17 protein-coding genes and 1 riboswitch are annotated in these 16,671 nt (G+C 71.9%); of the genes, 9 read left to right on the forward strand and 8 right to left on the reverse strand.

Translation table 11 applies throughout. The features are described from left to right. The first annotated feature begins 135 nt into the window (after positions 1-135). Positions 136-304, forward strand: a riboswitch (cyclic di-AMP (ydaO/yuaA leader). Between the two features lie 8 nt (positions 305-312). After that, a complete protein-coding gene (locus ACQF4J_RS19450) occupies positions 313-1,491 on the forward strand; it encodes an NlpC/P60 family protein (RefSeq protein WP_427166300.1) in 1,179 nt (392 codons plus the stop codon). Between the two features lie 60 nt (positions 1,492-1,551). On the opposite strand, the gene ACQF4J_RS19455 is transcribed toward ACQF4J_RS19450, so the two are convergent. Continuing rightward, positions 1,552-1,905 carry a hypothetical protein gene (locus tag ACQF4J_RS19455; protein WP_351562602.1) on the reverse strand — a complete coding sequence of 118 codons (354 nt, stop codon included), beginning with the start codon at positions 1,903-1,905 and terminating at the stop codon, positions 1,552-1,554. A 409-nt stretch (positions 1,906-2,314) separates the two neighbouring features. Between ACQF4J_RS19455 and ACQF4J_RS19460 the strand changes: the two genes are divergently transcribed. Then, the gene (locus tag ACQF4J_RS19460; protein WP_427166302.1) at positions 2,315-3,388 is read left to right on the forward strand and encodes an NlpC/P60 family protein; all 1,074 of its coding nucleotides are present in this window, start codon (positions 2,315-2,317) and stop codon (positions 3,386-3,388) included. A 3-nt stretch (positions 3,389-3,391) separates the two neighbouring features. On the opposite strand, the gene ACQF4J_RS19465 is transcribed toward ACQF4J_RS19460, so the two are convergent. Together ACQF4J_RS19465 and ACQF4J_RS19470 are read right to left on the reverse strand one after the other, a co-directional pair. Beyond that, positions 3,392-4,111: a response regulator transcription factor gene (locus ACQF4J_RS19465; RefSeq protein WP_351562606.1), complete on the reverse strand. Its 720-nt coding sequence runs from the start codon at positions 4,109-4,111 to the stop codon at positions 3,392-3,394. After that, positions 4,108-5,400, reverse strand: coding sequence for an ATP-binding protein (locus ACQF4J_RS19470; protein ID WP_351562608.1), 1,293 nt, complete (start codon positions 5,398-5,400; stop codon positions 4,108-4,110). The genes ACQF4J_RS19465 and ACQF4J_RS19470 overlap by 4 nt, the downstream gene beginning before the upstream one ends. A 179-nt stretch (positions 5,401-5,579) precedes the next feature. On the opposite strand from ACQF4J_RS19470, the gene ACQF4J_RS19475 reads away from it, so the two are divergent. Both ACQF4J_RS19475 and ACQF4J_RS19480 read left to right on the forward strand, forming a co-directional pair. Beyond that, on the forward strand, positions 5,580-7,046 hold the full coding sequence (locus tag ACQF4J_RS19475; protein ID WP_427166305.1) for a PspC domain-containing protein: 1,467 nt from the start codon (positions 5,580-5,582) through the stop codon (positions 7,044-7,046). Then, positions 7,033-7,284: a hypothetical protein gene (locus ACQF4J_RS19480; protein ID WP_351806656.1), complete on the forward strand. Its 252-nt coding sequence runs from the start codon at positions 7,033-7,035 to the stop codon at positions 7,282-7,284. The genes ACQF4J_RS19475 and ACQF4J_RS19480 overlap by 14 nt, the downstream gene beginning before the upstream one ends. Positions 7,285-7,341: 57 nt before the next feature. Here ACQF4J_RS19480 and ACQF4J_RS19485 read toward each other — a convergent pair whose 3' ends face one another. Then, the gene (locus tag ACQF4J_RS19485) at positions 7,342-7,872 is read right to left on the reverse strand and encodes a DoxX family protein (RefSeq protein ID WP_351806658.1); all 531 of its coding nucleotides are present in this window, start codon (positions 7,870-7,872) and stop codon (positions 7,342-7,344) included. A gap of 151 nt (positions 7,873-8,023) precedes the next feature. Then, positions 8,024-9,313, reverse strand: a complete 1,290-nt coding sequence (locus ACQF4J_RS19490) for a hypothetical protein (RefSeq protein ID WP_351562616.1) — start codon at positions 9,311-9,313, stop codon at positions 8,024-8,026. 192 nt (positions 9,314-9,505) lie between these two features. On the opposite strand from ACQF4J_RS19490, the gene ACQF4J_RS19495 reads away from it, so the two are divergent. Continuing rightward, positions 9,506-10,399 (forward strand): DUF4429 domain-containing protein, encoded by an 894-nt coding sequence (locus ACQF4J_RS19495; protein WP_351562618.1) that lies wholly within the window; start codon positions 9,506-9,508, stop codon positions 10,397-10,399. On the opposite strand, the gene ACQF4J_RS19500 is transcribed toward ACQF4J_RS19495, so the two are convergent. Further along, positions 10,400-11,209, reverse strand: a complete 810-nt coding sequence (locus ACQF4J_RS19500; protein WP_351562620.1) for a class II aldolase/adducin family protein — start codon at positions 11,207-11,209, stop codon at positions 10,400-10,402. Positions 11,210-11,377: 168 nt separating this feature from the next. On the opposite strand from ACQF4J_RS19500, the gene ACQF4J_RS19505 reads away from it, so the two are divergent. From ACQF4J_RS19505 to ACQF4J_RS19515, 3 genes are read left to right on the forward strand one after another with little or no spacing between them, the layout of a single operon-like run. Then, the gene (locus ACQF4J_RS19505; RefSeq protein WP_351562622.1) at positions 11,378-12,004 is read left to right on the forward strand and encodes a hypothetical protein; all 627 of its coding nucleotides are present in this window, start codon (positions 11,378-11,380) and stop codon (positions 12,002-12,004) included. Next, on the forward strand, positions 12,001-12,129 hold the full coding sequence (locus ACQF4J_RS19510; protein ID WP_427166308.1) for a hypothetical protein: 129 nt from the start codon (positions 12,001-12,003) through the stop codon (positions 12,127-12,129). The genes ACQF4J_RS19505 and ACQF4J_RS19510 overlap by 4 nt, the downstream gene beginning before the upstream one ends. Then, positions 12,126-12,614, forward strand: coding sequence for a pyridoxamine 5'-phosphate oxidase family protein (locus ACQF4J_RS19515; RefSeq protein WP_351562624.1), 489 nt, complete (start codon positions 12,126-12,128; stop codon positions 12,612-12,614). The genes ACQF4J_RS19510 and ACQF4J_RS19515 overlap by 4 nt, the downstream gene beginning before the upstream one ends. A gap of 15 nt (positions 12,615-12,629) precedes the next feature. On the opposite strand, the gene guaA is transcribed toward ACQF4J_RS19515, so the two are convergent. Then, entirely contained in the window at positions 12,630-14,204 is a 1,575-nt protein-coding gene (guaA, locus tag ACQF4J_RS19520; protein ID WP_351562626.1) for a glutamine-hydrolyzing GMP synthase, read from the reverse strand. A 332-nt stretch (positions 14,205-14,536) separates the two neighbouring features. On the opposite strand from guaA, the gene ACQF4J_RS19525 reads away from it, so the two are divergent. After that, positions 14,537-14,818 carry a chorismate mutase gene (locus ACQF4J_RS19525; protein ID WP_351562628.1) on the forward strand — a complete coding sequence of 94 codons (282 nt, stop codon included), beginning with the start codon at positions 14,537-14,539 and terminating at the stop codon, positions 14,816-14,818. Positions 14,819-15,369: 551 nt separating this feature from the next. Here ACQF4J_RS19525 and ACQF4J_RS19530 read toward each other — a convergent pair. Beyond that, positions 15,370-16,509 carry a hypothetical protein gene (locus ACQF4J_RS19530; RefSeq protein ID WP_427166311.1) on the reverse strand — a complete coding sequence of 380 codons (1,140 nt, stop codon included), beginning with the start codon at positions 16,507-16,509 and terminating at the stop codon, positions 15,370-15,372. Between the last annotated feature and the right edge of the window lie 162 nt (positions 16,510-16,671).

Here is a 16,671-nt window from a genome sequence, read left to right on the forward strand (position 1 = left end):
ACCAGCGGCGGAAGGTTGACCAAAGGTCACGAAAATGTATCGGGCATATCGAACATCGTCCTTCACATGGGCCACACGAGTTGGCTACCGTTCCGCGCAGGCCATACGACCCCCACCGGCGAACGTCGCCGGGCCGCGTGGCCTCCGCCGAGTCCGGGGCGCCGCCGCGCCGTCCGGAGCCGGGGACCCAACCGACCTTGGGGTGAATCGGCCCGACCCCCTGTGGGGCGGACCGTAGGGCAACCCTTCCGAACCACCCGCCCGAACCCGACAGCTAACTCGGTAGGCGGAACATGGAAGGAGTCGCCTCCTTTGGCGTCGCACCGCAAGTCGCGCCCCGCGGGAACGCGCGTAGCAGGCATACGCACCCCCGCTCTCGCCACGGCCACCCTCACCTCCGTGGCACTGCTGTCCCAGACGGCCAACGCAGCACCCTCCACCGACGGCCGGCCCAGCATCGAGGAGGTCGAGAAGAAGGTCGACGACCTCTACCGCCAGGCCGAGTCGGCCACCGAGAAGTACAACGCGGCCAAGGAGAAGACCACCAAGCAGCGCAAGCACGTCGACACCCTCCTCGACGACGTCGCCAAGCGCGCCCAGAAGCTCAACCAGGAGCGCGAACAGCTCGGCTCCTTCGCCGCCGCCCAGTACCGCACGGGGGCCGCCGCGCCCGACACGGCGACCTTCCTGCTCGCCGACTCCCCGCAGGACTACTTCGACCAGACGCAGCTGATGGGCCGGCTGACCTCACGTCAGAAGAGCGCGGTCGACGACTACTTCGCCGAGCAGTCGGTGACGATGAAGAAGCGCGAGGAGGCCTCCCGGAGCCTGGAGACGCTCACCCGGACACAGAGCGACCTGCAGACCGCCAAGTCCACGGTGCAGCACAAGCTCAGCTCCGCGCGCGAACTGCTGTCGAAGCTGACGGCCCAGGAGAAGGCGCGGCTCGCCGAGATCGAGAAGCAGAAGCAGGAGGAGGCCGCCCGCAAGGCAGCGGAGCTGGCCAAGCAGCAGGCGGCCGCGCAGGCCGAGGCGGCGGCCGCGGCCCAGGACAGCGGCTCCACGTCCGGTACCGGCACCGGCACTGGAACCGGCACCGGCACCGGCACCGGCACCTCGGACTCCTCGTACGCCACCAAGGCCGCGAAGGCGATCGCCTTCGCCCGCGCGCAGATCGGCAAGCCGTACGTCTGGGGCGCCACCGGCCCCGGCTCCTACGACTGCTCCGGCCTCACCCAGGCCGCCTGGAAGGCCGCCGGCGTCACGCTCCCGCGCACCACCTACGACCAGGTGAACGCCGGCACCACCGTCCCCCTCACCGACGCCCAGCCCGGCGACCTGATCTTCTTCTACGACGACATCAGCCACGTCGGCATCTACATCGGCAACGGCATGATGATCCACGCCCCGAAGCCGGGCGCGTACGTCCGCGAGGAGTCGATCTACTACGGCGGCGAGTCCATCATCCACAGCGTGGTCCGGCCGGCCTGAGGCCGCCAGAGGGGCGTACGGCTCTCACCGTGCGCCCCGCCGCACCACCACGCGCCGACGTCAGGTCCACAGCACCGCGATGAAGATGTTCGCCGTGGTGAGCGCGCCCACCAGACCGAACATGCTCTTGTCCACCGTCTCCTCGTCCCGCTTCACGTAGACCAGGCCGAGGATCACGATCAGCAGGGCCAGCTTCAGGCCGATCTTGACGTTGTTGACGTGGTGGTCGTCGGCCTGGTTGAGGCCGACCAGGATCGCGCCGGTGAGCAGCATGGTCAGCGCCCCGTGCAGCATGCCGGGGACGAAGCGGGCCGTTCCCTGCCCCATCGCCTTCATCTGGGTGAGGAAGCCGCCGAGGAGCGCGGCGATGCCGACGATGTGCAGGCCGACGAAGAGATGGATGAGTACGTCCATGAGGCCGGAGCTTAGACAGGGGCGCCGGAGGCCCCCGACACCGGCCCTCTCCCCACCCGTCGGTCGCATATATGCGCCATAGCACCCTGCCACCCTGGGGCACCCGAAAACCGGCACATCGGTCAGCGCACCGTGTGAAGCCGACGAGGCAGGGCCTGGATCACGGTCGTACCCGGTCACCCGTCGCCCCACTCACGGCAGTTCCGCACAACGCGTTACCGGACCGACACAGCCAGGTTTAGCGTCCTTCCCCAGGTGACCGGCTCCCCACCGCCGCCCGGGCCAGGGGCGGCAGTCGGCCACCACCGCCGAGAAGGTCCGACGGCGGCCTGCTCCCCCTGTGCGGGCCGCCGCCGGACGCGTAAGCCGCCCCGGACGGGGTGGTCGTACGAAAGGACGTGCAGTCCAGGTGGCAGCGCATCGCAAGCCCGGTCGGCGATCATCACTGGGCGGCAGCACCGCCCGTACGGCCTTCACGATCGCCCTGGCGGGCGCCGCCACCGCGACGGCCTTCGACGGGACCGGGCAGGCCGAGCCGCAGCTGACTCCCGCACAGGTCAAGGTGAAGGTGGACCGGCTCTACCAGGAGGCGGAGACCGCCACCCAGAAGTACGACGGCGCGAAGGAGAAGGCGCAGGCCGCCGAACACCGGCTGTCGGCCCTGCGGGACGAGGCCGCGCGCAAGACGGAGAGGCTCAACTCGGCGCGCGACGCGCTGGGTTCGACAGCGGCGGCGCAGTACCGGGGCGGCGGGCTGGACCCCGCGCTGCAGCTCGTCCTCTCCAGCGATCCCGACCGCTACCTGGACGGCGCCGAGTTCGTCGACCGGGTCGGCACCCGGCAGGCGGCGGCCGTCGCGGGCGTCCGCGAACAGCTGCGGGAGATCCAGCGGTTGCGCGGGACCGCGCGCGTCGAGCTGACCTCTCTGAAGGCACGGCAGGCCGAACTGGCCCGGCAGAAGAAGACGATCACCGGCAAGCTGGACTCGGCACGGCGGCTGCTGTCCGGCCTGTCGCCCGAGGAGCGCGCCCGGCTCGGACTGGACGGCGGCGGTGCCGGCCGCGCTTCCCGGTCGGGCACGGACGGGCGCGTCGGCCTCCAGGCGCCCGGCTCGGCGACGGCCCAGGCGCCCGACTCCCGTGCCGCGGCCGCCGTCGCGTACGCCTACGCCAAGCTCGGCAGCCCCTATGTGTGGGGCGCCACCGGCCCGGACGCCTTCGACTGCTCGGGCCTAGTCCAGTCCGCGTACCGCTCCGCGGGCGTCTCCCTTCCCCGCACGACATACGCCCAGATCGACGCCGGCCGGCGGGTCTCCCGTTCCGAACTGCTCCCGGGCGACCTGGTGTTCTTCTACTCGGGCATCAGCCACGTCGGCCTCTACATCGGCAACGGGCAGATGATCCACGCCCCGAACCCCTCGGCCCCGGTGCGGATCGCGCCGATCGACGAGATGCCGTTCGCGGGGGCGACGCGGGTGGTGTGAGCCTCAGACCAGTCGCCGGGCCGTCGCCCACCTGGTCAGCTCGTGCCGGTTCGACAGCTGCAGCTTCCGCAGGACCGCCGAGACATGGGACTCGACCGTCTTCACCGAGATGAACAGCTGCTTGGCGATCTCCTTGTAGGCGTACCCGCGGGCGATCAGGCGCAGCACCTCGCGCTCGCGCTGGGTGAGCCGGTCCAGGTCCTCGTCGACCGGCGGGGCGTCGGTGGAGGCGAACGCATCCAGGACGAAGCCGGCCAGACGCGGGGAGAACACGGCGTCCCCCTCCTGGACCCGGAAGACGGAGTTGACGAGGTCGGTGCCGGTGATCGTCTTGGTGACGTAGCCGCGGGCGCCGCCGCGGATCACGCCGATCACGTCCTCCGCCGCGTCCGACACGGACAGGGCGAGGAAGCGGACGGGCTGCTCGGCGTCGGCCATCAACGGGGCGCAGCGGCGCAGCACTTCGACCCCGCCGCCGCCCGGGAGGTGGACGTCGAGGAGGACGACCTCGGGGCGGGTCGCGGTGATGACCGTGACCGCCTGGTCGACGTCCGCGGCCTCGCCGACGACCTCGACGCCGGTCTCGTCGGTACGGCCGATCTCGGCCTGTACGCCTGTCCGGAACATGCGGTGGTCGTCGACGAGGACCACGCGCACGTGCCGCCCGCCGGCGCTCCCACCGGTCGGTTCCACGGACTCGTTCGCCTCGGTCGGATCGCTCATGACGTCTTCTCCGCCCTCTCCATCTCCAACTCGACCTCCGTGCCGCCGTCGGGCACCGCGCGCAGCCGCGCCGTGCCGCCGTTGCGCTCCATGCGGCCGATGATCGATTCTCTGACGCCCATGCGGTCGGCGGGTATCGAGTCGAGGTCGAAGCCGGGGCCGCGGTCCCGCACCGACACGAACACCGTCTTCCCCTCCACTTCGGCATAGACCTGCACCGCGCCTCCCTCGCCACCGTACTTGGCGGCGTTGACCATCGCCTCGCGCGCGGCCTGCATCTGCGCGGCGATCCTCTCGTCGAGCGGGCAGTCGCCGACCACGACGACCTCGATGGGGACGCCGTGCTTGTCCTCCACCTCGGCGGCGTTGCGCCGGACCGCGTCGGCGAGATTGGCGGGCTCGTCGGCCTCGTCCTTGCCGGTGCCCTCCGGCTTGTACAGCCAGGTGCGCAGGTCGCGTTCCTGGGCGCGGGCCAGGCGGCGCACCTCGCCGGCGTTCTCCGCGTTGCGCTGGATCAGGGTCAGGGTGTGCAGCACGGAGTCGTGGACATGGGCGGCGACCTCGGCGCGCTCCTGAGCGCGAATGCGCATCAGGCGCTCCTCGGACAGGTCCTGGGTCATGCGGACGAGGTAGGGCCCGGCGAGGAGCGTGATGCCGACGAGGACCGCGAGGGCCGCCTGCAGGACGGAGCCTAGATGGGCGGCGGAGCCCTGGAGGACGAAGATGCCGGAGACACCGGCGGTGACGAGGAGGACGCCGCCCGCGGCGCGCAGCAGGGTGAGCGTGCGGCGGCGGCTGCCGACCTCGACCCAGCGGGCCCGCCGGGCGTTGTCCGCCTGGCGCCAGACCAGTGCGACGCCCGCGCCGACGAGGACGGCGGGCCACAGGTAGGCCTTGACGCCCCCGCTGAGGTTGACGTTGCCCACGAAGACCAGGGCCACCACGACCATGAGGAGCAGCGCGACGATCTGGCCCCGGTCCGGTCTGCGGGCCACGAGCCGTCGGCGGCCGTCGGGCGAGGTCTCGGTGCTGACGAACGCCGGGGGCTTCTGCCCGCCGACGCCGCCGACGCCCAGCGGCACGAAGAACCAGAACGCGGCGTACAGCAGCGCGCCGAGGCCGTCCGCCATGAACAGGCCCACGAAGACCAGCCGGACCCAGATGACGGGCAGTCCGAGATGCCCGGCGAGCCCCCGCGCCACGCCACCCAGCCAGCGTCCGTCGCTGCTGCGGTAGAGCTTGCGCGGCGGCCGCGGTTCGACGAGGGGCGCTGCAGCGGCTTCCGGCATGCCACCGATACTCACACGGCCGGCGGACGGGGACATCAGGGTCGGCCCCCGAGACTCCCCTGATCTTCGGCGGCGCGGCCCGTCGAACGCTTCCCGGGCGCCGGCTCAGGGGCGATATCAGGGTCGGTCCAGGGTCGTCCCGACTCCCGCCGGGGCGGCCCGCCCGTCACCATGGAGCCATGACAGATCACGAGCGCGCCGCGACGGGTCCGGGACCCGGCTCCGGCCCGCGCCCCTCTCCGGGCGCCGGGCCGCAGGATGCCGCGCCCGCCGCGCACGCCCCGACTGCCACCGGCCCGGAAGCCGACAAGGACCCCGGCCCGAACTCCGGCGCAGTGCCCGGCGCGGGCTCCGGCCCGGCGGCGGACTCCGGCGCCTCGGAGAGGTTCCGGCGCGACCGGCGGTACAAGATGCTCGCCGGAGTGTGTTCCGGGCTCGGGCGGCAGTGCGACATGGACCCGGTGATCTTCCGGATCACCCTCGTCGTGCTCTCCGCGACCGGCGGCATCGGCCTGATCTTCTACGGCTTCGTATGGCTCCTCGTCCCGTTCGAGGACGACGAGGAGAACGAGGTCCGCAAGCTGCTCACCGGCCGCGTCGACGGGCAGGCGCTGGCCGCGGTGCTGTTCGCGCTGGTCGGCTGCGGGGTGTTCCTGACCATGCTGCGGAACGGCGGGGTGCTGGCCTTCGCCGTCGTCCTGTCCCTGCTGCTGGCGGGCGCCGGGTACTGGTCGCGTCAACGCGGCACCCCCGACCCGGACCCGCTGGCCGCCCAGGCCGTCGCCGACGCCCCGCCGGAGGCCCAGGCGCCGCCCGTCCCCGCCTCCTACCCCTCCTGGTGGCGCGAGCCCATCGTCAAGGACGGCACCCACGTCGGCGGCACCGGCTATCTGTGGGGTCCCCGGGAATCCCGCGACCGGGACATCGCCGCGGCCGTCAACATCAGCCTCGGCAACTCCTGGATCAACCGCACGGACACACGCGCCCCGCGCGTCCCCGCGCCGAAGCCGCGCGGCCCCCGCTGGATCGGTGGCTGGATCTTCCTGCTCGCTCTCCTCGCGGGCGGCCTCGGCACCGCGGCCACGTGGCACGACCACGCGCTCGGCACCAGCCTGCAGACCGGACTCGCCTGGGCGCTCGTCGTCTTCGGCCTCGGCATAGCCCTCAGCGCGTTCCTGGGGCGCACGGGAGCGGGGTCGATCTTCCTGGCCGTCGTCACGGCGGCGCTGCTCGCCTCGTCGGCCGCCCTGCCCAAGGACATCGGCACGCACTGGACGCGCACGACCTGGCGGCCGCCCGCCGTGGCGGACGTGCAGGACAAGTACCACCTCGGCAGCGGTGTCGGCACCCTGGACCTGAGCCGGCTGCGGCTGACGAAGGGGCAGACGGTGAGCACGGGTGCCGAGGTCGGGGCGGGCCGGCTGTGGGTGATCGTGCCGAAGGACGTGACCGTGCGGCTGTCGATCGACGTGGGCGTGGGCGACATCCAGTTGCCGGGGGAGCGAAGGCAGGACGTGGACGTGCAGCCGGGCAAGCACAAGGACGTGACGCTGAAACCGGTCAAGGGCGGCAAGAACGCCGGCACCCTCGACCTCGATCTCCAGGTCGGCCTCGGTCAGGCGGAGGTGAGCCGTGCTGCGTCATGAGTTCCAGCCCGGAAGGCTGGTCGCCGGCTGCTTCCTCGCTCTGGCGGGCGTCGTCTACGCCGGGGACGCGGGCGGGGCGTGGGAGACGCCGTGGTTCGCGGTGATACCGCTCGTCGTGGGCGGGCTGTGCCTCGCCGGCGTGGTGGGACTGATCGGCCGGGGCATACGCCGACGGCGGACGGTGTCGGCCGGCGGGGAGACGGCGCCGGTGGGCGCGGGAGCGGAACCGCCTGAGTAGCGCTCCGCCCGCGCGGCCCACCGGCCGCCCCCGCTCGGCCCACCGGCTCGGAGCGACCTACCGGTACCCTCCCGCCCGCCTCCGTCGCCGGGTGCGCAGGGCGGCGTCCAGGGAGAACATGGGGGCGCCCGCGAGGACCAGCGGGAGCCAGGCCATCAGGTAGGCGAGGTCGTTGCCGTAGTAGTACGGGTCGTTGGCCCAGCTCACGGTCATCCACAGGCTGAAGGAGATGAGCGCGCCGCCGAGCGCCGCGAGGCGGGCCAGCAGGCCTATCAGGGTGCCGATGCCGACGGCCAGCTCGCCGAAGGCGATGGCGTAGCCGAAGCCGACGGGGTTCTTCAGGGCCATGTCGACCAGGGCCGGGATGGCCGAGGAGTCACGCACGGAGCGCATCGTCTCGCCGATCGAGCCCGCGCCGGAGGACTTCATGAAGGCGCTGTTCGTGAGCTTGTCCAGTCCGGCGTAGATGAAGGTGACGCCGAGGAAGACACGCAGAGGGAGAAGGGCGTAGCGGGCGAGGTTGTCCCGCCAGCCACGTTCGTCGTCGAGATGGGGGGTGTATGTGTCCGTGCGCATGCCGTGAGTCATCGCTGTCGCCTCTCGCCCGTCGGGCCGGGACCCCTTGACAGACGATACGTACGCACGGGCGGAGGCGCTCAAACTGTTCGAGGAGTTTTCCGCCCAGTACCCGACGACTCGGCCGAAGCGGTCACATTGATGCCAGTCGGCCACATTGCTGTCAGTCGGTCACATCGATCGCATACCGGTTCGTCTCCACTCCGGCCGCCGTCACCACCTGCACCTCGACCCGGCCGGGCTCCACGTCGGCCGGTACCGGCACCGTGAGCACCGCGTCGGTCGGGTTGCTGAATCCGCCGGTGACCGGGACGAGCGGGACGTGCACGTTCACCGCGCCGATGCGCACGACCATCCGGGACAGCCGGTCGGCCCCCTGCGCCCCGGGCGGGACGAAGCCCGCGCCGCGGATCTCGATGTCGTCGCCGGTGCGGATCGGGCCGTCCAGGTCACCGGCCTCCCGGGCGCGCACCACGGAGAGGATCACCGGGCGGCCGCCCTCCGCGTACTTGCCGGCCAGGTAGGTCGCGGCCGACACCAGCACCACGACGGCGAGCCCCCACGGCAGGTCGGGCAGCTGGTCGGGGCGGCGGGCCAGCCGTACCGCCGAGAACAGCAGGGCGACGGCGCTGATCGCGACGTACTGGATGTCGGCGAAGGTGCCGCGCCCGGCGTCGTCGGTCAGCAGGTCGGCCGCACGCGGCCGGTCCGCCCGTACCTTCTGCAGCCGCTGGCCGAGGACCCGCAGCCCGACCACGCGGCGCACCAGGACCGCGATGCCGCACACCACGGCGAGGACGGTCACGACACCCGCGCCGCGGGCGAGTTCGAGGCCGGAGACGAGGGCGTCGCGCTCGGCGTGGCCGGACGCGGCGGCGAGACGGCCCGCCAGCACGAGCACGGTGTAGGCGACGAAGAGCACCCAGGCCGCCGCCACGGTCCGGGAGGTGGAAAGCCGGTGGTCCTCGCCGATCACCGGGGCCAGGGCGCCGCCGCGGGCGCGGTGGAACCACGACGCGGCCGTGAGCGCGGCGGCCACGAGCAGGGCCGCCAGGAGCCCGGCGGTGCGCGCGGAGGTCCAGCCCGCACCGATCGCCGTCAGGGACTGCACCAGGAGCAACACCAGCACCAGTGCCCACACGGTGACGGCGGTGTACCGCCCCAGGCGGGCCAGCCAGGCCTCGCCCTCGGCGCGACCCCGTTCGGCGACGAGTTCCGCGGACTGGGTGAGCTCCTCCGAGACCCACTGGCGGGAGGCCTGGGCCGAGTGGGCCACGGCCGCGGGCACGCCCTGTCCGGCGGCGAACCCGTCGCGCAGGAGCAGGAATTCGGCGACCGCCCGCCGGTGCCCCTCGCGCGCCCCGTGCGGGCAGTCCCCGCAGGCGCAGCCGCCCGCGTGCGCCCCTCCGTGCGCGCCCGTGTCCGCGCCCCCTCTCGCCTCCTGCACCGCCACGCCCGACGCCCGCCTTCCGCACGACCCATCGCCTGCCGACCGGCGCCCCTGCCCAGCGGTCGTCCGGCGCCATGCAACTGCCCAGTGATGACAGCGAATTGTGCCCTACCGCACCCGGCCCGCGTCCGCCAGGTCTGGTCAGCGCGGGTGAAGCGGGAGCCGCCGTGTTGACCCGGCTGCGAGAATTTCCCTATGGCCGAGATCATCCAGCGGGACGGGACCTGGGCCTTCGACGGCACCACGGTCAGGATCACGCCGGGCCTGCACCGCTCCGTGCCACTGTTCCGGCAGACGTACGGCGAGGTCTCCGTGCCCCTCGAAGCGATCGCGGGCGTGGTCTTCGAGCCGGAACGCAAGCGGGGGCGGCTGCGGATACGGCTGCGCGAGGGGGCGGATCCGCTGCTGCAGGCGACGGGCGGACGGTTGCCGGACCCGGCCGACCCCTACCGTCTGGTGGTGGACGTCGACCGGGCCGGGGTCGCGGAGTACGTCGCCGAGGAGATCCGCCAGGCACTGCTGCTGGACCAGATCCCCAAGGAGCCGACCAAGGCGTATCTGCTGCCGGGCCCCCCGGTTCCGGTCTCGGTCCGCTCCTCCGACGGGACGGTCTCCTTCGACGGCACCCAGGTGCGCATCGACTGGGCCGACACCTCTGACCGGGTCAAGCGGGCGACGGGGCCGCGGATCATCGCCCTCGGCGATCTGGTGCAGGTCGAGTGGCTGCCCAACTCCGGTTACGAGGACGGGTTCCTGCGGTTCGTGACGCGGGAGACGGTGTTCTCCAAGCTGCCGCCGGAGAAGGACCCGTACGCCCTGGACCTGTGGGGCAGCTCGCGCCGCGACCTGCTGACCGCGCTCGTCGCCACCGCGGTCACCGCCCGCCTGCCGCACCCCTCCACCCGGGGTGCCGGCGAGCGGGCCGACCGGCCACGGCTCGCCGGCGCCCTCCCGCCGTCCGCCGACCACCACGACGTACTCCTGCGCAGGCTGCGGGAGTTGGGCGAACTCCACCGGGAGGGGGTGCTCACGGACGAGGAGTTCGCGATGACGAAGGCGGCCGTACTGCGGGGTTTCCAGGGCCTGTAGTCAGCTCAGCAGGTCGGGTTCGCTGCGGCTGATGTCCTGCCACATGGGCTGGTAGTTGATCCACGCGACCAGGTCGCCGCCGAGCTGTTCGCGGGTGGCCGCCGCCGGTTTGTGGTCGATGAGGAGAGGGCGGCCGGCCGCCTTGGCGGTGAGCTGGACCTGGGCGGAGCGTTCCATGGACACGAACCACCAGGCGGCCGCGTCCACGGAGTCGCCGACCGTCAGCAGTCCGTGGTTGCGCAGGACGAGCGCCTTGCGGGAGCCGAGCGCGGCGGCGATGCGGCGGCCCTCCTCGGCGTCGACGGCTACGCCGGTGTAGGCGTCGTAGAGGGCGTGGTCCTCGTAGAACGCGCAGCTCTCCTGGGTGATGGGGTCCAGGAGGTCGCCGAGGGCGGACAGGGCGCGGCCGTGGACCGAGTGGCAGTGGGCGACGGCGACGACGTCCGGGCGGGCGGCGTGGACCTGGGAGTGCACGGTGAAGGCGGCCTGGTTGACGTGGTAGCGGCCCTCGACGACCTGGCCGTCGGAGTTGGCGAGCACCAGGTCGCTCACCGTGACGTGCTTGAAGGGCATGCCGAAGGGGTTGACCCAGAAGCAGTCCGAGAACTCGGGGTCGCGGGCGGTTATGTGCCCGGAGACCCCGTCCTCGAAGCCGAGCCGTCCGAAGATCCGCAGCGCGCCGGCGAGGCGTTCCTTGCGGTGCCGGCGTTCGTCGTCGACCGAGTCGTGCATGGGCGGCATCGCGAACCGCAGCCGGTCGGTCGGGAGCGGCGGGGGCGGGGTGGGTCCGGCCCCGGGGGTCCCGTGCATGTTCTTCCTCCAGCACTGGGTTGCTTTACGGGGCGGAAGTTACCGTCGGTCTGCTCAGGAGAACAGAGATGTTCTGTAAAGATGACGCGCGCAACCGTTTCGGGTGCTCGTGGGTCTGGAGTGCGGAACCACAGATTCAGCATCGCTTTTCAGCCACCGGAGCCCTTCATGAGCCAAGCCGAACGCCACCTCACCAGCCTCATGCGGCAGCTGGCGAGCCGGGATCACGTCGAGCTGGTCCACCCCTTCTCCGACCTGAAGAGCTTCGGCGCGCTCGTCTACGTCGCCGAGTGCTTCGGCTTCCGCTACGTCGGCGTCCGCCTCGTCGGCCGCCACAAGGTGCTGCACGTGCACCTCGTCCGCTCCGGCGATGCCTGGGCGCAGCAGCGCGCGGCGACCAACGCGGCCGCGTTCCCGCAGGTCGGCGCGGGCGGCGCGGTGCCCGGCATGCACCTGAACTCGCTCACCCCGGTGCCCGAGGCGCAGCCGGACGTCGACCTGCTCACGAAGGTCATCCGGTACGACGCCATGACCGAGGCCGGCAACCCCGTGCAGCTGCGCACGATCGGGGTGGGCGCGGGGGTGCTGTTCCTGCTGCTGGCGGTGCTGACCGGGCTCTACGCCGTCCTGCTGCCCCTCGCGGTCCTGATGCCGGCGTTCATGTTCGGCTCCCTCCGCGTGAACACGGCCCGCCGGGCGAAGCTGGCCGCGCAGCTGACGGCGGCGGGCTGCACGCCGATACGGGACGAGGCGGGGCGTGAGCGCTTCGTCCGTCCGGTCCCCTATCCGGCGTGACCGCCGGTCCCCTGTCCGGCGTGACCGCCGGCCGCCTGTCCGGCGTGACCTTCGGCGCCCGGTCCGGCGTGGCCTCGGATACCCGACAGAAGATGTCGGGTATCGGCGCCACACTCGTCGTATGACAACGAGTCGTACGACTGCGGGCTGGGCCGACTTCGCCGCCGCCGAGCCCGATCTCGCGAGGACCGTCGAGGCGCGCTTCGGCGCCTTCACGCACCATGTCCTGGCCACCCTGCGCAGGGACGGCTCCCCGCGGACCACGGGACTGGAGGTCCGCTTCCTGAACGGGGAGCTGTGGCTGGGGATGATGCCGGACTCGCTCAAGGCCCTGGACCTGCGCCGCGACCCGCGGTTCGCGCTCCAGGCGAACCCGGGGGAAGGCCAGTCCATGGGAGGCGGCGACGTCCGGATCGCCGGCCGGGCGGTCGAGGTCGAGGACGCCGCGACCAAGGCCGCGTACGGCGAAGAGGTGGAACCGCCGGAGCCGTTCCACCTCTTCCGTGCCGAGCTGACGGAGGTCGTGCGGACCTACGTCGAGGACGAGAAGTACCTCGTCGTCCAGGTCTGGAAGCCCGGCGAGCCGGTGCGCACGATCAAGCGCACCTGAGCCCCTCCAGGGGCCTCACTCCCACTCGATCGTGCCCGGCGGCTTCGAGGTGACGTCGAGGACGACCCGGTTGACGTCCTTGACCTCGTTCGTGATGCGCGTCGAGATCTTCGCGAGGACGTCGTACGGCAGACGCGACCAGTCGGCCGTCATGGCGTCCTCGGAGGAGACCGGGCGCAGCACGATCGGGTGGCCGTAGGTGCGGCCGTCGCCCTGGACGCCGACCGAGCGGACGTCCGCGAGCAGGACCACCGGGCACTGCCAGATGTCGCGGTCGAGGCCGGCCGCGGTCAGCTCCTCGCGGGCGATGGCGTCGGCCTCACGGAGCAGGTCCAGGCGCTCCTTGGTGACCTCGCCGACGATGCGGATGCCGAGGCCGGGGCCGGGGAACGGCTGGCGCTGGACGATCTCCTCCGGCAGGCCCAGCTCCTGGCCGACCATCCGGACCTCGTCCTTGAACAGCTTGCGCAGCGGCTCGATCAGCCGGAACTCGAGGTCCTCGGGGAGGCCGCCGACGTTGTGGTGCGACTTGATGTTCGCCGTGCCGGTGCCGCCGCCGGACTCGACGACGTCCGGGTAGAGGGTGCCCTGGACGAGGAACTCGACGGCCGGACCCTCGTCCGCGATGATCTCCGCCTGCGCCTGCTCGAAGACCCGGATGAACTCGCGGCCGATGATCTTCCGCTTCTCCTCGGGGTCCGAGACGCCCTTCAGGGCGGTCAGGAACCGCTCCTCCGCGTCCACGACCTTCAGCTGCACGCCGGTCGCGGCCACGAAGTCCTTCTCGACCTGCTCGGTCTCGCCCTTGCGCATCAGGCCGTGGTCGACGTACACGCAGGTCAGCTGGGAGCCGATGGCCTTCTGGACCAGGGCGGCGGCCACGGCGGAGTCGACGCCGCCGGACAGGCCGCAGATGGCGCGCCTGTCGCCGACCTGCTCGCGGATCGCGGCGACCTGCTCCTCGATCACGTTGCCGGTGGTCCAGGACGGGGTCAGGCCCGCGCCCCGGTACAGGAAGTGCTCCAGGACCTGCTGGCCGTGCGTGGAGTGCATGACCTCGGGGTGGTACTGGACGCCGTACAGCTTCTTCTCGTCGTTCTCGAAGGCGGCGACCGGGACGACGTCCGTGGACGCCGTGACGGAGAAGCCCTCGGGGGCGGCGGAGCAGGCGTCGCCGTGCGACATCCACACGTGCTGCTCGGCCGGGGTGCCCTCGAAGAGGGTGGAGGACGCCTTCGACACGTGCAGGTCGGTACGGCCGTACTCGCGGGCGCCGGTGTTGTCGACCGTGCCGCCGAGGGACCGAGCCATCAGCTGGAAGCCGTAGCACATGCCGAAGACGGGGACGCCGGCCTCGAAGATCTCGCGGTCGAGGCTGGGGGCGCCCTCCTCGTACACGGACGAGGGGCCGCCGGAGAGGATGATCGCCGCCGGGTTCCTGGCGAGCATCTCCGCGACCGGCATGGTGCTCGGCACGATCTCGCTGTAGACCCGGGCCTCGCGGACGCGACGGGCGATGAGCTGGGCATACTGCGCGCCGAAGTCGACGACCAGGACGGTGTCGGTGGCGGCTGGGGTCGCTGATGACACGGGTTGCCTTCCGGCGGTGAGCGAGGGTGTGTGTGCGGCCGAGTCTACCGGGCCCGGCGGGGCCCTCTCCTGGGCAAGCCCCCGCAGGCCCCGTCTCAGGATGCGAACCGTCTTGGACACCCCCGCGCGGCCCGGCATACTGGCCGCATGCCTCAGCACACGACCTTCCTCTTTACCTATGGCGACCGGCCCACCGGCTGCCATGGTCGTGCCGCTTGAGCAACTGACGAGCGACTTCCCCAGGCGCCCCGGGCCGACAAGGTCCGGGGCGCCTGGCGTTCGCGGACCCTGCCGATCCGGGGCACCGACTTCGACCCTTCGAGGAGCCCCGCATGACCGCCACCGACGTGACCGGCGCCCGTACCCCCGAGGCCGCGGACGTGATCACCGGCGCCCGTGAACGCATCGACGCGCTCGACGACCGGATCATCGGTCTGATCCAGGAACGGATGGCCGTCTCGGCGGTGATCCAGGAGGCGCGGATCACCTCCGGCGGACGGCGCGTGAACCTCTCGCGCGAGATGGACGTCCTGAACCACTACAGCGAGGCGCTCGGCAGGCCCGGCACCGCCCTCGCGATGACCCTGCTCGAACTGTGCCGCGGTCGCATCTGAGTTCGCATGCCTTCTCACCCGTACGGCGCGTGACCGCCCCGCGGGCCGCTTCGTTGGTGGGGTGTCCGTGCCAGCCAGGGGCGGGCCCGAAAGAACCACGCGTGGCTTGCTGGAGCGATGAGACGTACGGGTCGTGCCGTGCGTCGTGGGACCTCGCTCCAGGGTTGTGACCGGACGGCAGGGGACAGCAGCCCGGTCACCCAAGTAAACGGTCGGCTCCGGGGACGCCCGGGGCCGACCGGCGGAAAATGCAAAAATGCACAACCCTGGGTCAAACGGTTGCGGAGGCCGCGTCCATCCAGCACGATGCGTAGAAAGCCCAAGTGCCCTCGCAGTCAACCGCATTGCATGTCCCTCAGCACTGCCAGAGGTCCAGACCTTCCCGGCGCCCCAGGCGCGCCGGGAAGGCGACCCAGGGCGCACAGAGGGCACACGAGACAAGCGGCGCAACCCCCCGGCGCCGCTCCCAGGCACCGACGCTGCCCTGACGTCGGTGCTGACGAAAGAAGGGCCCCGCGGCCGCGTCCGCGGGGCCCTTCGCATGCGCGGGATCAGGTGCGGCTCACGGTGCCGCAGGCGTCGTCCTGGCCGATGACGCGGCTGCGGTCGTACGGGTCGACCGACGGGCCGGTCGAAGTGGCGCCGCCGGTCGGGGCCTGGGAGGGGAACCGGGGGTGCAGATAGCCGTCGTGGACGTCGCAGGCGGAGTTGCCGGCGTCCTCGTCGTAGCGCACGAGGTTCAGGCGCCCCGGGGTGGTCCGGTAATGGGTGGGGTCGGGGAGCTCGGCGTCGATGACGCGGCGCACGATGGTGCGGGTGACCTCGGTGGAACCGTCGGCGCGGACGACCGGGTAGACGAAGGTGTAGTCGGCGTGCACCGCCACCCCCGCGAAGTCGCCCTTGCCGAAGGTGATCCGGCCGCGGACCTTGACGACCTCGCCCGCCGGCTTCACTTCCTTGGGATCGAAGCGGCTGAAGAGGGACAGCGGGTCGTTCTTCTCGCTCGGCGCGCGCAGGGCCGTCTCGAGATCGTCGACCACGCCCGGCTGCTTCGGGTCGAGCACCGACAGCGCGGCCTCGGGACGGGCGCCGGACAGCACCTTCGGATTGAGGTTCGCGTCGACCAGCAGCTTCCTCGTCTGCCGCAGGGCCAACTCCACCCGGTCCTTGGAGACCGAGCCGAGGGCGGTGGCCTTCGGGAGCACGATCCCGGCTTCCCCGTCGGCCCAGCGCTCCGCCGGGGAGCCGGCGAACGGGCGGGCGAGCGTGGGGGTTTCGGGATCCGCCGAGGAGGGCGCGGCGGTCGGGGCGGCGGTCTCGGCGGGCAGCGGTGAGGCGGCGGCCGGATCCGGGTCCCCGGCACCGAAGAGGTGGCCCGGCAGCAGCGACGGCTTCATGGCCACGACGGCCACGGCGGCGGCCAGCAGCACGCCGAGCACCGCCCACCCCTTGCGGGGACGGCCGTTGCGACCCGCCGCCGTCGGCCCGGCGCGCCAGCCGGCCGGCGACTCGCCCCGCGCCTCCTGCTGCCGCAGCCGCTCGGTGACCATGCGGGCACGCGCGGACGGCTCCTTCGGGGCGGAGCCGTGGTCGCGGAGGAACTTCTCCCAGACCTCGTCGGGTACGGACGGTTCCTCGCCGGAACCGGAACCGGAACCGGAACTCGGCTCGTCGGACGGTTTGTCGGCCACGGCGCCGGCCCTTTCTGCTCTGCGTCACTCGACGTCGTCGAATCATTCGAACTGGCGTCGTTCGAACTGTGGGTCGCCTGTCGAGCAGAAGAGCGTACGTGATCCAGGGCACATAAAAAATCTGTGAAGGCGCGCACAACCTTTCACAGGCCTCACTGATCC

The sequence above is a fragment of the Streptomyces sp. C1-1 genome (genome assembly GCF_050214755.1).
Taxonomy (GTDB): Bacteria; Actinomycetota; Actinomycetes; order Streptomycetales; family Streptomycetaceae; genus Streptomyces.